Origin of the sequence: methane-oxidizing endosymbiont of Gigantopelta aegis, from assembly GCF_016097405.1 — a bacterium.
In the GTDB taxonomy this organism is placed as follows: domain Bacteria; phylum Pseudomonadota; class Gammaproteobacteria; order Methylococcales; family Methylomonadaceae; genus Methylomarinum.
On the sequence record NZ_JAEHGD010000001.1, the window covers coordinates 784396 to 803132 of the forward strand.

Sequence of the window (18737 nt, forward strand, 5' to 3'; positions counted from 1 at the left end):
GGGCTTTATTAGAATGAGTATTTATTGGGATTGGTATAACTGATTATTTTTCTTTTTCCATAATGATCGCAGCATAGCAATTCATTATACTTTCCGTATAATTTGCATGTGCATCCGACAAAGCTTTAGGTGAACCGAAGTCCTGCCGTAATTCTTCGAGTGTTTTCTTAGGATCTTCGCTCTTATGCAAATTCAGCATTTTTGTATAATTTTGATAAGCTGCCATCCTATCAGGGTCAAAAGGAAACATACCCGGCATGTTTTTCGCTGTTAAATCTACGACACAATCAGTCATATGCTGCGGATCAATTTTATAATCTGCGACATCTTTTTCTGACTTCATCTGCTCCAAAACAGCTTCCTCATAATGCTGTTTATCCGAACATCCCGCTAAAAAACTGGCAACACCTAGCACTAATAAAAATTTTTTCATATTTTCTTCATTTAAACATCTACAACCAGGCATTAAAAACAATGCCCATCACTTTACTTAAAATAAATCACTGCGCCTGACTAATTTCCTCCATGGCTTTCTTTATCCAGGCCGCCGCCTCTTCATTGATTTCCTTAGCTTTTTTACCCTTAACCGAAATTATAGGTCCGATTTTAACTTTAATGACTCCAGGGTATTTTAAGAAACTGTTTCTAGGCCAAAACTCTCCAGCATTATGTGCAATCGGCAAAACAGGGTAGCCCGATTTTTGCGCCAGCATAGCGCCACCGGCGTTGAATTTTTTATTCTCGCCTGGTGCCGCCCGTGTTCCTTCCGGAAACACAATAACAAACAAACCCTCTTGTAAACGCTGTGTACCCTGCTCTATCAACATTTTCAAAGCTTCGCGTTGATTCTTCCTGTCTATGGCAATCGGCTTTAATGTCGCTAATGCCCACCCCCCTATTGGAATCCAGGTTAACGATTTTTTTAATACAGCCGTCTGGCGAGGTAAAAAAAGTCTGAGCGCGACGGTTTCCCAAGCAGATTGATGCTTACATAACACCACACAAGGTTGGTCTTGGAGGATATTCTCTATGCCCTCAATACTATAACTCAACCCACAGGTGACTTTCAAAACCGCTAATAACCATTTGACCCAAAGCTTAGATAATTTATACCGAACCTCAAAAGGCAGGATAACACACAGTAAAATTATCGGACCAAATATCACAGTCGAAACAATGATATACAAAAAGAACAGGGTTGAACCAATATATACGCGTAAATTATTCTTTTTTGATTCCTGAGTCTGTCGTTTCATGCTCTCTACCAAAGTAAAATGCTAGCCATTTTTTATCGCAGCTAACACGCCTAAGCCTGCAATTTTGAAATATCGGCTATTTTCAGAAAATAGCGGGATAATTGTTTTAATAACGCTAAACGACTTTTACGTAACACCACATCATCAGTATTGACCATAACATGATCAAAAAATTGATCAACCGGCTCTTTTAATTGTGCTAAACGCGTTAACGCTGCCGTATAGTCTTTATTATTCAACATCGGCTCTACGGCATCCCATGTCTGCTCCGAAACCTCGAGCAAGTGTTTTTCTTCGGACTGTTGCAGACCTACAACGATATCAGGAATATTGTCCTTGGCTTTTTTCAAAATATTATTGATACGTTTATTCGCTGCCGCCAGGCTTTCAGCTTCAGGCATCTTACGAAAAACCTGAACCGCCTTAAGTCGCTGCATGAAATCACCAGGGTAAGCCGGTCTGACAGCCATCACCGATTCAAATTCGTCAATACTAAAGCCATGATCCAGACAATAGCCTTTAAGACGGTCATAGATAAAATCAATAACACGTTGTCGGGTTTCTGACTTGTCAAAATCATGTTTAAATTGCGCTAACGCTACATCGACCAAATCAATGACATCCAGAGTCAAGTCACCTTCAATGATTATTCTTAAAATACCCAGCGCAGCCCGCCTCAACGCATAAGGATCTTTATCCCCCGTTGGAATCAAGCCTGCGCTGAAAATACCGCATAAGGTATCTATTTTTTCGGCCAAGGCTAGAATTTTGCTCGTTTGCCGTGTCGGAATCGGTGCCCCGGCTTGTTTCGGATAATACTGCTCTTCCAAAGCCCAAGCAACATCTTCATGTTCGCCGTCAACCAACGCATAATAGCGCCCCATGATGCCTTGCAAGCTCGCAAACTCGCCCACCATTTCAGTCAGCAAGTCGGTTTTAGCGAGTTGTGCCGCACGTTTTGCCAACCCAATATCCGCTTGTAACTGCGTCGCAATATGCTCTACAAGATAACTGACGCGGTCGGTTTTATCCGCCAGTGTCCCCAATTTTTGCTGAAACACGATATTTTGCAAGCGTGGCAACCTATCTGCCAGTTTTTGTCGCGTATCCTGTTTCCAGAAAAATTCTGCATCGGCCAAACGCGGCAAAATAACCCGCTCATTCCCTCGCTTAATGGATTCAGGGTATCGACTTTCAATATTACTGAAGGTAATAAAATACGGTAATAAAGCATCCTGCTCATTTTTAACCGGAAAATATTTCTGATTACTCTGCATAGTTGTAATCAAAACTTCCTTAGGCAATTTTAAAAAATCCGGGTTAAACTCACCTAGTACGGGTACAGGCCACTCGTTGATTGCCGCAATCTCATCCAACAGAGCTTCTTCCACTAAAGCTTCCCCTTTTACGCTTTTCGCGGCATCATTGGCTTTTGAACGAATAATTTCCTTACGCTCTTCCATATTGACCAGAACTTTTCCTTGTTCTTCCAATAATGTTTTATACATATCGGGCTCATCAATTTTTATCCGCTTCAAAGCATGAAATCGATGTCCAACCGTTTCATTTCCAGTCTTAATCCCCAGTATTTCAGTCTCTATGATGGTATTGCCATAAATCAATACAATCCAGTGAACGGGCCGAACAAATTCAACTGTCCCACTACCCCAGCGCATTTTCTTCGCTATCGGCAACATATTGATAGTTTGCTTAATTATTTCCGGCATAATCTCTGGTGTTTTCCGTCCTTGAATATGCTGGGTATAAACCAGCCATTCACCTTTTTCACTCTTTAAGCGACCTAATTCATCTATTCCAACGCCGCAACTTGCCGCAAACCCCAATGCGGCTTTTGTCGGCTTGCCATCGTTATCGAAGGCGGCCTTAACAGCTGGCCCACGCCGATCAACCGTTTTATCCGGTTGTGCAGATTCCAGCGCTCTGATGATGATGGCTAACCGTCTTGGCGTTGAAAATTTTTCAATCCCCTCAAATTTGAGCTGATTTTTATTTAACCCCTGTTCAATATTTTCCGCCAATGCGTCCTGAAGGCGTCTTAGGTTTTTTGGCGGTAGTTCTTCGCAACCTATTTCAAATAATAAATCCTGTGTATTCATTTTGCCTCCTGTCCCTGATTTTGCAGAATGGGAAACCCGAGTGCTTCTCGGCTCTGATAATAGGTTTGGGCTACCGATTTAGCCATATTTCTAACGCGCAATATATAACGCTGCCGCTCTGTTACCGAGATAGCATGACGCGCATCAAGCAGATTGAATGTGTGTGAAGCCTTCAGCACCATTTCATAAGCGGGTAAAGCCAGATTTTTTTCAATTAATTTTTGACACTCTTGTTCATATGTATCAAAACATTCAAATAAAAAAGGCACGTTCGCATATTCAAAATTAAAACCCGACATTTCCACTTCATTCTGATGATAAACATCGCCATATGTCACACGCCCTTGCGGCCCTTTTGCCCAAGTCAAATCAAAAACACTTTCTACACCCTGGATATACATTGCGATGCGTTCCAATCCATAGGTTAGTTCTCCCGTTACCGGTCGGCATTCCAAACCTCCAACTTGTTGAAAATAGGTGAATTGTGATACTTCCATGCCGTTTAACCAAACCTCCCAACCCAGCCCCCAGGCACCAAGCGTTGGCGACTCCCAATTGTCCTCCACAAACCTTACATCATGTTCCAGCAAATCCAGCCCCAGATAACGGAGTGACCCTAAATATAATTCCTGAATATCCAAAGGCGATGGTTTCAGAATGACCTGAAACTGATAATAATGTTGCAAGCGCATCGGGTTCTCGCCATAGCGACCATCGGTTGGTCGCCTCGATGGTTGCACATACGCTGTATTCCACGGCTCAGGACCAATAGCTCTTAAAAATGTTGCCGGGTGAAAGGTACCGGCCCCCACTTCCTGATCTAATGGTTGCAACAATACACAACCTTTTTCTGCCCAATATTCCTGTAATGCAAGAATCAGCCCTTGAAATGTAGACAAATCGTGTTTTGTTTTTTCCACGGCTATTTATCCGTATTTATTTAAAGCGCTTATTTTAAAGCATATTTCTTTAAACTTCCGCTATTTTGCTATTGTTCTTTTTTTAACCCATAAAAAAACCCCCACTACCGAAGTAGTGAGGGCTTTTATTCCCAGTCTTAAAAACTTACGTTTTCAGACCTTTTTTCATTAGATGAAAGTTGGGATTAATGGTGCATCTACCATAACCATTTGACGGTTGCCTTCATCATCAAAGAAGAATAACAAACCAGCAAAACGGCTGTCTGGATCGTAGATCAAGTCAGCTAAACGGTAAACTTCCCATGCTGCATCAGAAGCTGTAACGTTAACAGTTCTTGTTTCACCTGGTTGCAGAGGGCTGTTGTCAGAAACAGTCAGACCTTCTTCAGCTAACAGGTCATCAGGATAACCTGATTCGTCTTCCAGAACATCTGGATCCAAGAAACGAACAGATGCAGTGTTGAACTCACCCAAACGAACCGGACGATCACCATTGTTAGTGATAGTCAGAGTCATTTGCATTGCACGACCTGGTACACGGTAAGTTGCATCTTCAACTTTAACAGTAACAGTTGGCTCTGGCATTTCAATTGGTTTAATACCACGTAACAAACCTGCTTGCAAAGGTGTTGTTACAGGATATTTTTCATTTGTTGAAGCCATAGATGCTGCAACGATAACCAGAACACCAACACCAAATGCAACAGCAACTTTTCTGTCAGTTGCAGAGATTAAAGTATCTGCTTTACCACTGCTAACTGCGATATGACGAGGAATGAACATTGGGCGCTTGATCCAGAAGATCAACCATGCCAAACCTAATGCATACCAGAACGCATGCCAGAAGTAAACGTTATCCAAAGCGTAGTCTTCAAGGTCAATTGTTTCACCAGTCAATGTAGTTACTGGGTTAACGAACTCACCCATTGAACCAGTAATGGTAACCCATTTACCTGGACCAATGATTGGACCACCGCCTTGAACGTTCATCATAGTATGAACGTGCCAGTCACCTGGACGACGTGCTTTCAACAATACTTTAAATTCATAAGTATTGCCCAGCTCCAGAGAAACTGAACGTGGAACTAATTGACCACCGATCCAAGAACCTGCACGAATAAATACAGGACCTGGAATACCGATGTTCAGGAATGATACTTCGGGCTTGTCAACAGTTTCAGGCCATCCAGCAAATACGTGGAATTTACCTGAGATAGTCATTGTATCGTTAACTGCGACTTCATCTTTTGACCAGTTCAGATCAAACCAGTGAATAGTACGCATCCGCATGAAAGCAGCCTGTGACTTTTCACCGTGAGCAGATGCAGCAGGTGTGTAAAAAATCGCTGCTGTCATAGTGATCAGCAGTGCGACAAAGGACAATTTAGCAACCTTGTCTTTTATTATTTTCATATACCCTCCTCTATTACTAGAGAATTATGTGTAAAGACTTTCTGATTTTACTCAGATTCGTTTTATTTTTTTATTGACTACTAGGTAGCATCATCAGAGATAAAGTCAGTTTTCGCAAACCACTTACCGAAGAAATGCCACAAGAAGTAGATAATAATTGATACGAAAGCTGAGAAGAATGCTGATACTGGAGCAACGTCTTTACCGAAAGTTCTCAAAGTACCTTTCTCAACCATTCTGATGTACTCAGGAGTACCAGTACGAACATAGTGATAACCTTGCAAATCAGCCAGAGTCATCATCATACCGTTATACTCTACAGGTACGTGATATGGTGCGATTACTGGCCAGTTTCCTGGGTAGAACAACAGACCATAAGCCATACCACCGACGACAGCAGTCAAAGTCATTGAACCACCTAACATCAGAACAACATCCAGCACAATTGCACCTGGCAATAATTGTGAAGGGAATACGAAGTTGACTGGGAAATAAGTCCATCCCCAGAAGTTCAAATAACGGTTGATCCACTCACCTAACAATAGAGCCAATACAGAAACTGTTGCACCGATTGGCAGACGATATCTCCACCACAAACATGCTTGAACAGCAGCAGGGAAAGTGATCGAAACGATAGGTGCTACGGTTACCCATAAACGTCTATCTTTCCAGTCTGTCCAGAAATCCCAGTCACCACCAGTTAACATGTAGTGAATGTGATAACCACCCAGAACGGCAGTAAATAATGTAAAAAGAATCATCCAGTCTATCGTACGTGAAACTTGAACCGCTTCAGCACGAGAGCGTACAGCTGATTGAGATGCGCTCATTAGCTTACCTCCTAAAAATTAAAATTATATTTTTTTATTACCATCTTTTAATCACCCTCTCCCGTAAATTGGGAGAGGGATGACTGGAGATAGTATTTATTACCGTACCCAGCTTACGCTAAGTCTTTTTTCAGTAATTTAGTCAAAGCCATTACTTCAGTATTTACAACACCCATAATAGCCAGAGCTGCCCATCCAAAGAATACGAAACCGTAATGCAATGGAGCAACAAACAACTCTTCCATAAACCAGAAAGTATGACCCCATTCGTTCAAACCAACATTTGGCAGAATCATGAAAGGACCAATAACTGCAACCATATACATCAGGTGCAAACCTTCGTGATAAGTAGGCAGTCTGGTTTTAGCATACAAGAACGCTGCAACACCAGTGATGATGTAGATTGGGTAAGACAGATAGAACTCGATGATGTGACTTGGAGTAAAGTCAGTATCACGAACGATTGTTTGATGCCAAGTACCGTCTTGCTCTGTGAAGTAAGAAGCGCCCCAGTAGATAGCCCAACCGTACATAACTAACCATGTCCAGTGAGTAAAGTGTCTTCTTAACTCTTCACGAGGAGTGATAGACATAACTTTACGATCACGAGTTTTCCATAACCAACCCCAAAGAGCTGAAGCAGTAACCACTTCTAATACCAGCTCAATGTACAGCATGTTCATCCAGTATGTTTCGAACTCAGGTGCGAATGAGTCTAAACCTGCAGACCAACCATAAACACCTTCGTACCAACGAATGAATGAATAAAATACCAAATATAATAAGAGACCTAAAACAAGGTTTCTTTTATTTAATAGCGGTGCTTCCGCAGCATCAGCTTTAACTGACTCAGTTGTAGCAGCCATTTCTACCTCCAAAAAAATTATAAAAATCCCCGAACATTCGGGAGTTCTTGGTTTTTCTCCATATTGAACTTTCATAAAAACATTTAAGAAAGTTACCCGCTATCCATAATGGGTATTTGAGAGTCTACCAGTTTGATATTTGATGTCAATATTTTGATTTCAAATTTTTCACAATTTCTGTTTATGCTGTATAAACACATCTTGTGCTGACTCGACGACTCTCTTATATTGTTATGATACTTCTTTTCTGTCTATAACTGCATGTTTTTTCTTCACAGCGCAAACAATACCGAAAGCTTACTCGCCCATTTATCCACTGTTTTTCGCGCCCAGCCTCTAGATTCTTTTTTCGATCGCGAATGCTTTTTAATCCAGAGTCTCGGCATGGAGCGCATGTTATCGCAATATCTGGCGCAAGAATTTTCCACCTGGAGTCATTTTGAATTTCTGTTTCCGGCAAACTTTTTTGCCACATTGACTCGACTTTTGGCGCCATCTCCGAGCACAGATTATTTTGACCGCACCATCCTGACATGGCGTATTGAATCCCTTTTGCGGACTGTCGATGACCCCGTTTACACCCCGTTACAAATTTATTTGCAACCCCCGAACCTACATCTCAAACGCTTCCAGTTAGCGCGCTCATTGGCCGCATTATTCGATCAATATCAAATTATGCGCCCCGACATGCTGGAAGCCTGGCAAAACGGTGAGACTTTCTACCACAGCGCTCATGAACCCTGGCAACGTGCACTTTGGCAAGAAATTTGCGCTATACAAGGTAGTCACCATCGCGGTGCACTCTGGCTACAACTTATTGAAATGCTAAACAGTACGCCTATCGATCAATTGCATGGCAAATTACCCAAACGCATTTCCATCTTTGGCATTCACAGCCTGCCACCATTATTTTTGGAATGCTTGCAAGCGCTGTCTCGTCATTGCGATATTCATCTCTATCTATTATCGCCCACGCAAAGCTACTGGGCTGATTTACCGGGAAAATCTCAACGCGCCGAACAAGAATCCTTGCAAGATGCACACCCGCTTCTGGCGACACTCGGTCAGCAAGGGCGTGAATTTCAACAACTTATCCTGGAACAGTTACAGTTTGATTCCGACTTTGAAAGTTTTGCCGAACACAATGCTGAAACACTCTTACAACAATTACAAAACGATATCCTCAATAACACGCCCTCTATTGCACCTGAACGGCAAGATGACTCAATTAGCATACATTCCTGCCATTCCCGTTTACGTGAAACTGAAGTCATTAAGGATCAAATCCTGGCCGAACTGGAAAACGACAACAGTTTGAATTTACGCGATATTGTCGTGATGGCGCCGGATATTCAACTGTATGAGCCTTTTATCAATGCTGTTTTCAACGATATTCAACACAGTATCGCCGATCGCAACCTGCGACTGAGTAACCCAATCCTCGACACATTGCTGCAATTTCTGCATCTTTGTCAAAGCCGCTTCGGCTGGCAGGAAGTTCTGGATTTACTCGAGCAACCTGGCGTTTACCCCCGCTTTGGCCTGAATGAAGCCGACCTCGACCGTATTCGCCACTGGATAGCCGATACCCGAACGCGCTGGGGTCAATCTGGACAACACAAATCAACGCTAGGCCTACCCCCACTTGAGCAAAACACCTGGCAACATACCCTGGACAGGCTACTAATGGGTTACGCCAGTTCAGATTCCGACCAATTTATTGATGATACACTGCCATATCCGCATATCGAAGGACTTTCGGCAGAAACACTGGGCGGTCTCAATGATTTTTTGCAATTTTTATTTCATGCCAGCACAGATCTGCAAACCGACATGCCACTGGCAGACTGGCAACAGCGGCTACTTGAATATACCGCGCTATTGACCGATGAAAACCTCACTCAGGAAAGACTTCAATTACACGAACTTCTGCTACAACTCGCTCACTTTGCAGAAATTCATTCGCATCCTGTCAGCCTGAATGTCATTATTCACTGGCTCGAAACCACTTTGTCTGAACAAAAAACAGCACAAGGCTTCCTTCGCGGCCATTTAACCTTTTGCTCCATGCTGCCCATGCGCGCCATTCCGTTCAAGATCATCGTTTTACTTGGCATGAATGATGGCGAATTTCCGGCGCAAGACCGGACGCCGGCATTTGATTTACTGGCAAATAATTATCGTATCGGCGACCGCTCAAGACGTCACGACGACCGCTACCAGTTTTTGGAAACCCTGCTGTCGGCACGAAAAAAACTCATCATCAGCTATATCGGGCAATCCTTACAACATAACGACGATATTCCGCCTTCTGTTATTATCAGCGAACTGATCGATGTCTTGCAAAAAGACTACCAAATCGCCGAACCTGTGACAAAACATCCTCTCCAGGCCTTCAGTCCGAGCTATTTCGACAACAGTCACCCACAACTCTTCAGCTTTGACTCACGTCATTGCAATACGGCCATACAGCTACTGCACGCTAATAATGACCACCAGCCGTGGTGGCAAGGAGAAGTCGACACGTTATCCTCCCACACAATTGAAATCAGCGATTTAATGGCCTTTTTCCGCCATCCACAAAAATACTTTCTGCAACGCCAGTTGGACCTGCACATCGCCGAAATAGAAAAAGCCACCGAAGAACGCGAACCGTTTGCGCTTGAGCCACTTGACCGCTACAGCATCAAACAGGAATGGCTGGACTGCCTGCTCAACCAAAAGCCTTTCTCCATCAAAAAATTGCAGGCCGAAGGCCGATGGCCACAAGGCAGTCCCGGTGAAATACAATTTCAGCATATGCAACCTGCGATTCAAACATTTGCGGAACAGATTTTGCAACTCAAGCTCGGCGAGGCTATACCCGCACAAATGCTGGATTTTCAATATGATGACTATCGTATCGTCGGCAAACTCGACAACCTTTATACTCACGGCAGCCTAATCTATCGCCTAAGCTCATTAAAAGGAAAGGATTTTATGCAAGCCTGGTTACATCATCTACTCATCAATCAGGTCTCACCACAAGCTACTTATTTGCTCAGCGAAGACCATACGCTCTGCTTTAAACCGGAAACCGATAACTCAGCGCTCGCACAACTGCTAAAATTGTACAATCAAGGCCAGAGCCGGCCCGATGTTTTTTTTACCGAAGCGGCCTTCTGTTATCTGCAACAAAGCATAAAATCAAAGGCAAAAATCTCGCCGCTTGCATACAGCATAAAAACCTTATCCGATAATCTGCAATACGAGCCGGAACTACGTCAGCTTTATCCTGACCAACAGGCGCTGGAAACTGTACTCAACCAGGATTTTGCGAACCTGTGTGAATCATTATTATTGCCTACCTGGAAACACAGTCATGACATTTAAAGCGTTTAACGCAACCGAAACCCCGCTTACAACGGGCATCAATCTGATCGAAGCCAGCGCGGGTACAGGTAAGACCTATACCATCGCCACGCTAGTTATGCGTTTTATCGTCGAACAAGGGTTGTTAATCGAACAACTTTTGATTGTTACTTTCACAAAAGCCGCGACTGAAGAACTCAAAGACCGTATCCGCGCCCGTCTAGTCGAGGCTAAACAGGCATTAGACAACATTCCTGACCCAGCGCATGACAGCGGCCTCCATGACTGGCTGTTCAGCTTGGGTATTGATTCACAAACCCTCCGTACCCGGCTTAATCTGGCATTGATGAATATCGACCAGGCCGATATTTTTACCATTCACGGTTTTTGTCAGCGCATCTTGACCGAACATGCGCTGGAAAGTGGCCAACTATTTAACTCTGAACTCACAGAAGACATCAAACCGATACAGCAACAATGCTGCGACGATTTCTGGCGGCAACAACTGTATCTTCGCGACGTGTGGGAAAGCGCAGTCTTGACCCGAAACTACCCCACGCCGGATGATTTATTCGCAGCAATTTCACCGATCAGCCCCGAATACCAACTGCTACCGAAAGTCGAGACACTCGATACGCTATTCCAGCGTTTGCGCAAACAGGCAAAATCACTGCCAAAGGCACTGGACAACGTCTTCTCCGCATTGAGCACTGCCCTAGACGACAATAAATTTAAAAAAAATATTCTGGAAAACATCCTGGAGAATAAAGCCAGCTTTTATCAATGGGCGCAAGGTGAGAGCATCGTCATACCTGATTTCTCGGCCCTGACTCGGGAAACCTTATTCAAAGGATTAAATGGCAACAAATTACGCGGCGATGAAAAAAAAGACCAGTATCTCGATGAACTCGGTTTGGAAACGACGCCATTCTCACAACTTCAACGCACGCTACAACACATCGACATCAGCTTTCGCCAAAATCTGTATTACAGCCTTGTAAATACGCTGCCCGCACGATTGGCGCAACATAACCTGATGTCCTTTGACGATCTTATCACCCGGCTGGCGCATGCCTTACAAGGCGACCAGAAACAGCATTTACAACAAGCGCTACAACAACGTTACAAAGCGGCGTTTATTGATGAATTTCAAGATACCGACAGCAATCAATGGACAATTTTTTCCACCCTGTTTCAAGCCAGCGATCAATTTCTGTTTTTGATTGGCGACCCTAAACAAGCAATCTATAAATTCCGCGGTGCCGATATTTATTCCTATTTCACCGCACAAACCCAGGCACAACATTTATTTACTCTGCATAAAAACTGGCGCTCCCACCCCAAGCTGGTCGCAGCCGTCAATGCCTTGTTTGAGTACCGAGAACATCCATTTTTATTCAAAGAACTCGCTTTCAACCCGGTTGCCGCCGCCAAATCTGCCGATGATGGCGAAATCAGAAGTGGGTCGAAAAAAGTCGCACCCTTACTTCTTGCACAACTAGGCAAAAACGACGGCAAACAACCACACTGGACAAAAACTGCAGCCTCCGCACTGATTCAGCGACATGTCGTCGCCGAAATCTTATCGCTGTTAAACGGCCAATACACGATTACCACAAAAAACCAATCTCAAGCTGTCAAACCCAGCGACATCGCCATTCTGGTCAGAACCCATACCCAGGCCCAGGACTATCAACGCTGCTTGAACGATTACCGCATCCCTGCCATCGTCAACAGCAATGACTCGGTCTTTTCCAGCCAGGAAGCGCACGACCTTTATACCTTATTATTAGCACTGGAACAGCCGGGTAACAGTGTTCTGCTAAAACAAGCCCTGGCATTGCACTGGTTCGGCCTCGATGGCCAGACATTTTACCAACTCAGCCAGGATGACATGTTACTGGAGCAATGGATTATTCGCTTCCACGACTATCATCAACTATGGCAAAAAAGCGGCCTTCTAAGCATGATGACTGCCGTATTCAGCCGCGAAAATATCATTGCCAATCTTGCCCGGCAACCACAGGCGGAAAGAATACTCACCAATATCAATCATTTGCTGGAGCTGGCCCAGCAGACCGCTAGCGAACATCATCTGGGGCCCAACAAAATTTTGGATTGGCTGCACCATGCTATCACCCAGAAAAGTCAACATGAAGCGGCGCAATTACGCCTGGAAAGCGATGAAAATGCAGTAAAAATCATCACCCTGCACAGCTCCAAAGGGCTCGAATTCCCCATTGTATTCTGCCCGGTCTTATGGGATAGCGGCCGACCGCAAAATGACAAAAAGCCGCTACAATTTCATAAAAATGGCCAAATTTATGTCGATTTTGGTTCGGACCAGATTGAACAGTATAAAGAACTTGCCGCAAACGAACAACAGGCCGAAGATATTCGGCTGTTTTATGTTGCCTTAACCCGTGCAAAATTTCGTTGCTACCTGTACTGGGCCGATGTCAGAACCAAAGATAAGCCCAATCAATCGGCTATGGGCTGGCTACTGCAACTGACTGAACAGGATTTTTCAGGCCAGCAACGCATATTACAATCTTTTGCTGAAAACAGCCCTGACAGCTTTGCCTATCAACTGTTGGATACGAATATTGAAATTGACAGCCATTATCAGACCCAAACACCTGAACAAACACTCACCGCCCGCCGCCATCACCGGGATTTGTCCAGCCACTGGCAAATGAGCAGTTACACAGCCTTGTCGGCCTTGAGTATGTCCGACTCCCCCGATTTCCCCCAGGATAAAGCTGATGAAAGCGATGATTTAATCGACGAAAAAGGCAGTGCGTTACTGCCGAAAGGCGCACATACCGGCAATGTTTTGCACGATATTCTGGAAAAAACCAGTTTTCAAACCTTGGCCAATGGCGACGACATCAGTCAGCAGCGCCAGCAAAGTTGCTTACGTTACGGCCTGTCGATGGAACAACCAGAAATCATTGACCGATTACTGCAAACCACCGTTAATACACCGCTCAACCGCGATGACCCTGACTTCAAGCTGGCCAATATTCCAGATCATCACTGTATCAAGGAAATGCCATTCTATCTGGCCTTAAAAACCACTCAGATAGAAAACATCAATGCTATTTTAGCCGACTGCCCAGCCGTTCAGCCGCTATCGAGGCGAAAAATAAGCGGATTTCTAACCGGCTTTATTGATTTGGTTTGCTGTTATAAGGGTCGCTATTACGTCATGGATTACAAATCCAATGCCTTAGACCAGTACACCTCAGATCATCTGACACAGGCCATGCGAGAACACAATTATGGACTGCAATACTGGATCTATGCCTTGGTGCTGCATTTTGCCCTGAAAAACCGCTTGCCCGGCTATCACTTTGAACAGCATTTTGGCGGCATTAAATATCTGTTTTTACGCGGTATGCAACCAGAGCATCCTGAATCGGGTGTTTACAGCGACACCCCTGACCTGGAAACGCTGGAAATGTTAGCCAAGCTGTTTTCCCCAAACTATGAGGCCATCACGGTTGATTGAGCGCCTGCCAAAATGCCTGTTGCTGTTGAAAACCCAAAATCCCCTGCGCCGCCTTGACTCCGGAAACACTGACCCCATAAACACCACCGCCGGGCGTCGTCCAGTGCCCGGCAAAATACAGCCCGGCCAAAGATGACTGGTTTTGCACCCGCATCGGCCCAATTTGATCCGGCGCGACATCCCACCCATAGGCCGCGCCTTGCTCGTTTGCGGTATAACGCTGCAAAGTCTGCGGCGAACCCCCTTCGATAAAGCAAATATGTTGTTTCAGCCCCGGCACATACTGATCAGCCAATTCCAACATATCATCAATAACTTGCGACTTGCGCACTTGCCAATCAACCGCTGACACAAACGGCATCAGTGTAGTTAATAGCAAAAGATGTCGCCCATCTGCCGCCAAGCCTGGATCCAGCAAGGTCGGCGTCGTAATACTCAGCCAGCTGACCTCACCCTGACAGGTCCGCTGATAATTTTTGTCATGATCAAAATCTGCATAACAAAAACACTCATGTCCGAGCTGCATCCGCCGCATATCCAGGTCAGTCACGATATACACCACAAAAACCGATAGTGACGGCCGCATTTTCCGTATGCGCTGCAAAAAACGCCGCGAGAAATGTGCCTCGCCGACCATTTTAAAGATAGTTTGCTTCATATCCGCATTGGACACAACACAGCTCGCCGCAATGGTTTCGCCGTTTGTTTGCACGCCAGTCACCCGCTGGTTTTCGACTACAATCGTATCCACTCTTGCTTTAAAGCGAACTTCGCCGCCGTACTGCTCAATCGCCTTCACCAGTATATTTGCCAGCGACTGAAAGCCGCCCTTGCAATAATAGGAGCCATCAATCATATAGCCGATGAGCATGGTAGCCCAATAAACAAATGAAACTTTCCCCGGCGGCAGTCCCAAATAAGGCCAATGACTGGCAAATACACCCAACACCTTGGGCTCGGAAATAAATTCGGCGGCGACATCCTTCAAAGTCGCTTTACGATAACGAAACAAGGCCGGCAGTTTTTTTTGCGCCGTGTCATAATCCATACCGACCATCATTTCATCCGCGACCGTAATTTCTTCAGCAATTTTCCAGCATAACGCGACCAGTTGCTTTAAACCTGTTTTTTGCTCGGGAAAATCACGCCCTAAGCGTTCGACAAAAGCATCGGCCGTTTGCGGTAACGCCATTTCCAAACCAGGATAATACACATGACTGAACGGATTGACCGGGATGAATTCGATTTGATCATCGACGCCCAGTGTTTTCAGAATCTTATAAATGACCTGCCCGCCCGCATAGCCTTCCGGACCACAACCGCTGATCAAATGGACGCCGGCATCGAACCAGTATTGTTTTCGCTTGAAACCATGCGCATAGCCGCCGGCACGATCGTGCGCCTCCAACAGCAAGACCGACTTACCCGCCTTGGCCAACAGGGCTGCCGCCGTCAAGCCACCGATGCCACTGCCGATGACGACAACATCGTAATGCTTCACAACTGTGCTAACCCTAGTTTTTGCCAAAAAACAGGCGGCGTTTGATAACACATTTCACCACTATCCATAGAGACGGCCACCTGACAGGTAAAGCCGCGGCACAAGCGTCGTCCGCTGCCTTTATCCCGAATGGTGTAGTGTATTTTCATCCGGTTTTCCCATTCCAGCAAACGGCAATGTACCCGGATTTTTTGTCCGAAGCGGGCCGCATGAGCATAACGAATATGCACTTCGATAATCGGCCAAACGTAACCTGTTTGCCGCATGACCTGGTAACCGTAGTCGATTTTATCTAACAAGGCACAACGCGCGATTTCAAAATATTTCAAATAATGTCCATGCCAGACAATTTCCATCGAATCGACATCAAAAAATGGCACCTCTAGTTCGACATCGGCTTCCAGTTTGATTTCAGTCATAAAGGCTCCAATGTTGCGCGCGAATCAAGGCAACACCCTGGCGTAATGCAGCATCTAACGCCCTATCCTGTTCCAGAAAAGGGAAAAATGCTGCCACCTGCCGGCAGGTTTGTTGCAATGACTTGCTTAGAATCACCTGCTCCCCGCGCAAGTTCACCGCCTGCACCGAGGCCATCAACATTGCGGCAGTGACCTGTTCGGTGAGCTCCAGCACCCGAATGCAATCGCGCGCGGCAATCGTGCCCATGCTGACTTTATCCTGATTATGACATTCGGTGGATCTGGAAAAGACGCTGGCCGGCATAGTCAATTTTAACGCCTCCGCAGTCCACGCCGATACCGCGATGTGCAGAGCCTTAAAACCATGATTCAGCACCTTCTGATCGCCCATTGCACCAGACAGATTAGCTGGCAAACCATGATTGAATTTTGGATCAGTCAATTGCGCCATTTGCCGATCCAATAAATCTGCCATATTGGCCACCGCCGTTTTCATACTGTCCATCGCAAAGGCAATATGGCCACCATAAAAATGACCACCGTGCAGCACATGCTCGCCTTCTGCATCAATAATCGGATTGTCGTTAGCGCTGTTCAACTCATTTTCGATAAATTGCCGCCACCACGGCAACGCATCCTCCACCACACCAATGACATGCGGTGCACAGCGGATAGAATAGCGATCCTGCAAGCGGGTGTCATTCCGTGGTGTTTCTGTCGTAATATGCAGATCACCTCGAATCCGCGCCGCCACCTTAATTTGACCCTGATGCGGTTTGACCGAAAACAATTTTTCATCAAAATGATACGCATTGCCTAACACCGCAACTGAGACCAGGCTGGTAATTCGTGTGCATAATTGCGCCAGATAATGCGTGCGCTGCCAGGCCAGACAGGCGACTGCCGTCATCACCGCCGTACCGTTCATCAGCGCCAAACCCTCCTTAGGCTTCAACGTCAACGGTGTTATCCCGACCTGTTGCAAAGCAAGCTCGGCAGAGCGCTTTTCACCTTGATACATGACCTCGCGCTCGCCTGCCAGTACGGCGGCTAGATAAGACAGCGGGGTTAAATCACCACTGGCACCGACCGAACCTTCCTGCGGTATCAAGGGTAAAATATCATGCTGCAACAATTGTACAATCTGTTGCAACAAACAATAGCGCACACCGGAAAAACCCTGCGCCAAACTCTGCAACCGCACCGCCAAAATGGCTCGCGTTTGCTCTGGAGAAAAATAATCCCCCAAACCACAACCGTGAAAAGTGTACAGATGCTTAGGCAATTCGTGAACCTGATCTAACGGCACCGCAACCGTGCAGGAATCACCATAGCCTGTCGTGACACCATAAACGACGCCTTCTTCCCGCAATAACTGGTCGATAAATTCAGCACCACGATCGATTCTACGCACAAAACCGACATCATCGCTTAATTGCACAGCTTGTTTTTGTGTCGCAATCTGCCAAATGTCTTCGATCGTCAGCGCCTGCCCATCAATCCTCATTGCTCGCTCGGTGTCCTTAGCTTTGCCAAAAATCATAAAAATTAAACCATTGTAATGGCGCTTTTTTCACATAACGCTGCAAAACAGCGCTATATTTTTGCACACAGGACGTAATCGCCTGCTGCCGCTGTTTTCGTGGAAATGACAATTTGTTACTAAATAGATCGAAGTAAATATGATGCACACCCTCTTGTTTAATACAAAACAGCGTGAAAACCGGACATTTTAACAACGAGGCCAAAATAAAAGGCCCTTGAGGAAACAAGGCTGTCTTACCTAAAAACTCTGCCTCAGCCACACGTCCCTGGCCTGTCACTGGCACCCTGTCTGCGGCAATAATGACTAATTCGCCCGCATTGATTCTATCCTCCAGTAGCATCGCCGTCGCCGCATTGATTTCAGTCACTTGAATCAGATTCATGCGGCTGCCTGCCGAGACTTCATTTAATACGCTATTGAATTTTTCCGCATGCCGGGTATGCACCAACACATTCACCGTCACCCGCTTGCCAATCCAGGCGATCACTCGGCAAACTTCCAGGTTTCCCAAATGAGACCCCAACATCAGTACACCTTGTCCTTGCGACAAATATTTCTGCACCGCTTCGCGCCCATGATAACGTACATCATCCATCGATAACGCGCCACTCCAGGCAGCCAGTTTATCGACCATACTATTGGCGAAACAGATAAAATGCCGGTAACTGCCCCAAACACCGCTTTCAATCGGCATATCGGGAAAAACAGTTTTAACCCGTTGAAGATATTGTTGACTGGCTTCCCGCCCGCTACGATTGATTAACCAATAATAACTGACGACAGGATACAAAAAAAACTGCAACACCTTGCGGCCAGCCAATAAATAAACTTTTAACAAAAAGCGCATTCCCCAGACCACGCCACGCTCTTGAATCGTTGACCAATGCGCCATGATTGTTTGCTCGATTGCTCAAATCAAACCAATCATAATATGGTTTCTGGGTCTGTTTGACAACATCCGCTTAGAGAGGAAACACATCCTTGTGTTTATAGAACGGGAAACA

13 protein-coding genes are annotated in these 18737 nt (G+C 45.4%); 2 read left to right on the forward strand and 11 right to left on the reverse strand.

Features of this window, described 5'->3' with window-relative positions:
- Nucleotides 1–43: 43 nt before the first annotated feature.
- From JEU20_RS03990 to amoC, 7 genes are all read right to left on the reverse strand, one after another.
- Entirely contained in the window at nucleotides 44–433 is a 390-nt protein-coding gene (locus tag JEU20_RS03990) for a hypothetical protein (RefSeq protein WP_198243762.1), read from the reverse strand.
- Between the two features lie 67 nt (nucleotides 434–500).
- Nucleotides 501–1256 carry a lysophospholipid acyltransferase family protein gene (locus JEU20_RS03995; protein ID WP_198243763.1) on the reverse strand — a complete coding sequence of 252 codons (756 nt, stop codon included), beginning with the start codon at nucleotides 1254–1256 and terminating at the stop codon, nucleotides 501–503.
- Between the two features lie 50 nt (nucleotides 1257–1306).
- Nucleotides 1307–3373: a glycine--tRNA ligase subunit beta gene (gene glyS / locus JEU20_RS04000; protein WP_198243764.1), complete on the reverse strand. Its 2067-nt coding sequence runs from the start codon at nucleotides 3371–3373 to the stop codon at nucleotides 1307–1309.
- Nucleotides 3370–4293: a glycine--tRNA ligase subunit alpha gene (gene glyQ, locus JEU20_RS04005; RefSeq protein ID WP_198243765.1), complete on the reverse strand. Its 924-nt coding sequence runs from the start codon at nucleotides 4291–4293 to the stop codon at nucleotides 3370–3372. The genes glyS and glyQ overlap by 4 nt, the downstream gene beginning before the upstream one ends.
- Before the next feature lie 168 nt (nucleotides 4294–4461).
- Entirely contained in the window at nucleotides 4462–5706 is a 1245-nt protein-coding gene (gene amoB / locus JEU20_RS04010) for a bacterial ammonia monooxygenase, subunit AmoB (protein WP_198243766.1), read from the reverse strand.
- An 80-nt stretch (nucleotides 5707–5786) separates the two neighbouring features.
- A complete protein-coding gene (amoA, locus tag JEU20_RS04015) occupies nucleotides 5787–6536 on the reverse strand; it encodes a bacterial ammonia monooxygenase, subunit AmoA (RefSeq protein ID WP_198243767.1) in 750 nt (249 codons plus the stop codon).
- Nucleotides 6537–6649: 113 nt separating this feature from the next.
- Nucleotides 6650–7402, reverse strand: a complete 753-nt coding sequence (gene amoC / locus JEU20_RS04020) for a bacterial ammonia monooxygenase, subunit AmoC (protein WP_198245854.1) — start codon at nucleotides 7400–7402, stop codon at nucleotides 6650–6652.
- A gap of 261 nt (nucleotides 7403–7663) precedes the next feature.
- Here amoC and recC point away from each other — a divergent pair, with 261 nt between their 5' ends.
- Nucleotides 7664–10774 carry an exodeoxyribonuclease V subunit gamma gene (gene recC, locus JEU20_RS04025; protein ID WP_198243768.1) on the forward strand — a complete coding sequence of 1037 codons (3111 nt, stop codon included), beginning with the start codon at nucleotides 7664–7666 and terminating at the stop codon, nucleotides 10772–10774.
- Nucleotides 10764–14267, forward strand: a complete 3504-nt coding sequence (gene recB / locus JEU20_RS04030) for an exodeoxyribonuclease V subunit beta (protein ID WP_198243769.1) — start codon at nucleotides 10764–10766, stop codon at nucleotides 14265–14267. Before recC ends, recB begins: the two co-directional genes overlap by 11 nt.
- Here the strand turns inward: recB and JEU20_RS04035 are convergent.
- From JEU20_RS04035 to JEU20_RS04050, 4 genes are read right to left on the reverse strand one after another with little or no spacing between them, the layout of a single operon-like run.
- A complete protein-coding gene (locus tag JEU20_RS04035) occupies nucleotides 14254–15768 on the reverse strand; it encodes a phytoene desaturase family protein (protein WP_198243770.1) in 1515 nt (504 codons plus the stop codon). The genes recB and JEU20_RS04035 overlap by 14 nt on opposite strands.
- Nucleotides 15765–16172, reverse strand: coding sequence for an acyl-CoA thioesterase (locus JEU20_RS04040; protein WP_198245856.1), 408 nt, complete (start codon nucleotides 16170–16172; stop codon nucleotides 15765–15767). Before JEU20_RS04040 ends, JEU20_RS04035 begins: the two co-directional genes overlap by 4 nt.
- Before the next feature lie 7 nt (nucleotides 16173–16179).
- Nucleotides 16180–17730, reverse strand: coding sequence for an HAL/PAL/TAL family ammonia-lyase (locus tag JEU20_RS04045; protein ID WP_198243771.1), 1551 nt, complete (start codon nucleotides 17728–17730; stop codon nucleotides 16180–16182).
- Complete coding sequence (locus JEU20_RS04050; protein WP_198243772.1) at nucleotides 17711–18625, reverse strand: lysophospholipid acyltransferase family protein; 915 nt, start codon at nucleotides 18623–18625, stop codon at nucleotides 17711–17713. Before JEU20_RS04050 ends, JEU20_RS04045 begins: the two co-directional genes overlap by 20 nt.
- Nucleotides 18626–18737 lie beyond the last annotated feature (112 nt).

Excerpts from the sequence above, each read along its gene's own strand:
- amoB (WP_198243766.1), bottom strand. The coding sequence starts at position 5,706 with ATGAAAATAATAAAAGACAAGGTTGCTAAATTGTCCTTTGTCGCACTG.
- JEU20_RS04050 (WP_198243772.1), bottom strand. The coding sequence starts at position 18,625 with ATGGCGCATTGGTCAACGATTCAAGAGCGTGGCGTGGTCTGGGGAATG.
- JEU20_RS03995 (WP_198243763.1), bottom strand. The coding sequence starts at position 1,256 with ATGAAACGACAGACTCAGGAATCAAAAAAGAATAATTTACGCGTATAT.
- JEU20_RS03990 (WP_198243762.1), bottom strand. The coding sequence starts at position 433 with ATGAAAAAATTTTTATTAGTGCTAGGTGTTGCCAGTTTTTTAGCGGGA.
- JEU20_RS04045 (WP_198243771.1), bottom strand. The coding sequence starts at position 17,730 with ATGATTTTTGGCAAAGCTAAGGACACCGAGCGAGCAATGAGGATTGAT.
- amoA (WP_198243767.1), bottom strand. The coding sequence starts at position 6,536 with ATGAGCGCATCTCAATCAGCTGTACGCTCTCGTGCTGAAGCGGTTCAA.
- recB (WP_198243769.1), top strand. The coding sequence starts at position 10,764 with ATGACATTTAAAGCGTTTAACGCAACCGAAACCCCGCTTACAACGGGC.
- amoC (WP_198245854.1), bottom strand. The coding sequence starts at position 7,402 with ATGGCTGCTACAACTGAGTCAGTTAAAGCTGATGCTGCGGAAGCACCG.
- recC (WP_198243768.1), top strand. The coding sequence starts at position 7,664 with ATGTTTTTTCTTCACAGCGCAAACAATACCGAAAGCTTACTCGCCCAT.
- glyS (WP_198243764.1), bottom strand. The coding sequence starts at position 3,373 with ATGAATACACAGGATTTATTATTTGAAATAGGTTGCGAAGAACTACCG.